Origin of the sequence: Xenorhabdus sp. PB61.4 (genome assembly GCF_963894935.1) — a bacterium.
In the GTDB taxonomy this organism is placed as follows: domain Bacteria; phylum Pseudomonadota; class Gammaproteobacteria; order Enterobacterales; family Enterobacteriaceae; genus Xenorhabdus; species Xenorhabdus stockiae.
This window is the reverse complement of the sequence record NZ_CAWQJR010000088.1, coordinates 1-3,511: the sequence shown is the minus strand read 5'-3', so window position 1 is coordinate 3,511 and position 3,511 is coordinate 1. Positions and strand designations below refer to the sequence as shown.

General features: G+C 41.8%; 3 protein-coding genes and 2 tRNA genes. 2 read left to right on the top strand and 3 right to left on the bottom strand.

Annotation, left to right across the window (positions count from 1 at the left end; all coding sequences use genetic code 11):
* The first annotated feature begins 300 nt into the window (after positions 1–300).
* Positions 301–1,827 carry a YifB family Mg chelatase-like AAA ATPase gene (locus tag AACX68_RS05655; RefSeq protein WP_228860808.1) on the top strand — a complete coding sequence of 509 codons (1,527 nt, stop codon included), beginning with the start codon at positions 301–303 and terminating at the stop codon, positions 1,825–1,827.
* 56 nt (positions 1,828–1,883) lie between these two features.
* Here the strand turns inward: AACX68_RS05655 and AACX68_RS05650 are convergent, their stop codons facing one another.
* Positions 1,884–2,222: a DUF413 domain-containing protein gene (locus AACX68_RS05650; protein ID WP_099109288.1), complete on the bottom strand. Its 339-nt coding sequence runs from the start codon at positions 2,220–2,222 to the stop codon at positions 1,884–1,886.
* Positions 2,223–2,338: 116 nt separating this feature from the next.
* Between AACX68_RS05650 and hdfR the strand changes: the two genes are divergently transcribed.
* Positions 2,339–3,175 (top strand): HTH-type transcriptional regulator HdfR, encoded by an 837-nt coding sequence (gene hdfR / locus AACX68_RS05645; RefSeq protein ID WP_228860807.1) that lies wholly within the window; start codon positions 2,339–2,341, stop codon positions 3,173–3,175.
* Positions 3,176–3,326: 151 nt separating this feature from the next.
* On the opposite strand, the gene AACX68_RS05640 is transcribed toward hdfR, so the two are convergent.
* Both AACX68_RS05640 and AACX68_RS05635 read right to left on the bottom strand, forming a co-directional pair.
* A tRNA-Trp gene (locus AACX68_RS05640) sits at positions 3,327–3,402 on the bottom strand.
* A 7-nt stretch (positions 3,403–3,409) separates the two neighbouring features.
* Positions 3,410–3,486: transfer RNA gene (locus tag AACX68_RS05635), tRNA-Asp, on the bottom strand.
* Positions 3,487–3,511: the final 25 nt, after the last annotated feature.

The window sequence follows — 3,511 nt, the reverse complement described above, 5'->3', positions numbered from 1 at the left end:
GATGTAGGTCTTTATAAAAACAGGAATTATCACAAAAACACTTATCGTAATAAGTCAGGAAAATAATCCATTTATCTAAATAAAAGTAATAACAATCCAGAATAAAACTAACTCCATTAATTCAAAATAATAGAAATCAATAATAGAATCAACAAATAACATAAATTAGCTAAAATTAAAAAATGTCAGTTTGGTGATAACAATAATTATATTTTCGAAAGGCTTCGCAAAATAACAAAAGGTGACTTTTTATTATTTTTCAACAAGTCATGATGAATTTTTTTGGCTAAGGAAAGCATTATGACTCTTGCGATTATCTACACCCGAGCCACTATTGGTGTCGATTCCCCGCTTGTCACAATAGAAGCGCATATCAGTAACGGCCTACCCGGTTTAACTCTCGTTGGTTTACCCGAAACTACGGTTAAGGAGGCCAGAGATCGTGTCAGAAGTGCCTTGATCAATAGTGGTTTTACCTACCCGGCAAAAAGGATCACTGTTAATCTGGCTCCAGCAGATCTTCCCAAAGAAGGGGGAAGATATGATTTACCTATCGCCATTGCAATTCTGGCAGCTTCGGAACAGATCCCGTCAACTGAGTTAAATCATTATGAATTTTTAGGGGAGCTTGCGCTTTCAGGAGAGATACGCAGGGTTATGGGGGCAATTCCCGCCGCACTTAGTGCCAGAAATTCAGGCAGGCAGTTAATTTTATCTACAGAAAATCAGGCTGAACTGGCTATCCTATCTCAAAATGAAACGTTATTAGCCAACCAATTATTGCAAGTCTGCCACTTCCTGCGAGGTGAAAAAAACATCTTATTTTCCCCTGCTCCGATCACTCCACAAACCGAGCCACTTGTTCTGGATCTACAGGATATTATTGGACAGGAACAAGCGAAACGGGCTCTGGAGATAACAGCCGCAGGAGGTCATAATCTCCTGTTACTTGGACCTCCCGGTACAGGTAAAACCATGCTTGCCAGCCGGCTATGTGATCTACTGCCACCTCTAACGCATCAGGAAGCGTTACACGTTGCTGCAATCAATAGTCTGGCTGGTCAGTCAATTAACCCTCAAAAATGGCATATACGGCCATTTAGAGCGCCTCACCATAGCTCATCAATGGCAGCTCTTGTTGGAGGAGGCTCAATACCTAAACCCGGAGAAATATCCCTCGCCCATAATGGTGTTTTATTTCTGGATGAATTACCGGAATTTAACCGTATTGTTCTTGATGCATTACGTGAGCCATTAGAATCTGGCGAGATTGTGATATCACGAGCCAAAGCAAAAGTTTGTTTCCCTGCCCGGGTTCAATTGATCGCCGCCATGAACCCAAGCCCAACCGGATATCATCAGGGATTACATAATCGCAGCAGTCCACAGCAGGTATTACGCTACCTTGCCAAACTATCAGGTCCATTTTTAGACCGTTTTGACCTTTCTATAGACGTTCCTCTGCTTCCTCCGGGGATCCTGAGCAAGTCATCAACAAAAAATGGGGAAAGTAGCCACGAAGTTAAAAAAAGAGTAAAGAATGCCAGAAACATACAAATAGAGCGTAATGGGTATGTAAACGCCCATCTTACCCGTAAGCAAACAGAAAAGGTTTGCAAGCTAAAGATGGAAGATGCCATCTTTCTGGAAAATACTTTACTAAAATTGGGGCTATCTGTACGTGCATGGCATCGAATCCTAAAGGTTTCACGTACTATTGCAGACTTAAAAGAACAAAAGAAAATAGAAAAGCCAGATATTATGGAAGCACTCAGCTACCGGAGCATGGATAGGTTGCTTATTCAGCTACAAAATCAGGTTGGATAGTGTGGAAAAGGGGCATATTTGCCCCTCTTGATGGATCCTTCATCCCAATGATGATATTAATCATCACTATCAGTGAAATCCTCAGCAGGATCTAACTGTGGTTTTCCGCCGGAAAGGGTATGGAAACGTTTTGGACGTCTGATTTTCTCCAAATACTTAAACCATACTTTTTCCGCTATTGTTACAGGTGCGCGTTCACCACGGCAAACTGCTACAAACAGTTTTTCTTCTTCTGTTTGTGGTTCACGTTTACCAAGATCCAATTCATTGAACGCATTGCCATGACGTTCTAGCAATTGGGCCTCTTTGATGGTGAAATCACCGTGACGGGAAAATCCGCGTGGATAATGTTTATTATCAAAAAAACGATTAGTCGTGATGAAGCTTTCAGCCATCTGACACACTCCTAACTCTACTGTCATACTAATTATGGCGCGGAGTATTAGGGAGGCTTGACATTCTGTAAAACAAAATATTTAAATCATAACGACAAAAACTATTGGAGATGCATGTGGACACCGAATTACTGAAAACCTTTTTGGAAGTCAGTAAGACTCGTCACTTTGGTCGGGCAGCTGAATCACTCTATCTAACACAATCCGCCGTTAGCTTCCGGATCCGACAACTGGAGAATCAACTTGGTGCTAATTTATTCACACGACATCGCAATAATATTCGCCTGACTGCTGCGGGTGAGCGTCTGGTTCCCTATGCAGAATCGTTAATGAATACCTGGCAATTAGCGAAAAAAGAGATCAGCTATGTCTCACAACATACAGAGCTCTCTATCGGCGCTACTGCATCTCTGTGGGAAGCTTATCTAACCCCTTGGTTGAATATGTTTTATTGCGATAATCAGGGAATAAGAATCGAATCACGCGTCTCTACACGGCAGTCTCTTGTTAAACAGCTACACTCTCGTGAGTTAGATCTTTTAATCACAACAGAACCACCAAAAATGGATGAATTCCAGAGTCAGCTGATCGGGAGTATTCAGCTTGTTTTATTAACTACTCAAAATAATATTGAACAAGGTATAGAAAATTACATAAAGCTGGAATGGGGAGCAGATTTTCACCAACAAGAGCAACTGATTCTGAAAAGTGATCACCCTCCTATCATAACCACTACCTCAGCGCATATTGCCAGAGAGCTATTGGAAAGTGTCAATGCTGCAACATTTCTACCTGTTCACTGGCTTGAAGAGTATTCAAAACTTGTTGTAGCACCAGATAACGAGCAAATTAAACGGCCACTATATGCCGTGTGGTTACAGAATAGCGATCAACATACACTTATCCAACAATTATTAAAAATACCTGTTGAAAAAGCTCCAGTGACAAATTGATGACATTCAGTCTAGAGTCTTAGATCGTATAAAACTCTAAGCAAAAGAGCTGTGGAGGGATTATTAATGCAAAAAAACAAAAAGAAAAAACCCAGCTAAAATTAGCTGGGCTATTAATCTGAAAACTATAAATTATTACTTAGTTATTAACTGGCAGGGGCGGAGAGACTCGAACTCCCAACACCCGGTTTTGGAGACCGGTGCTCTACCAATTGAACTACGCCCCTAAATCGGTGGCGGTGCGGACGGGACTCGAACCCGCGACCCCCGGCGTGACAGGCCGGTATTCTAACCAACTGAACTACCGCACCACCGAATGCTGTTTCATGCTGCCTT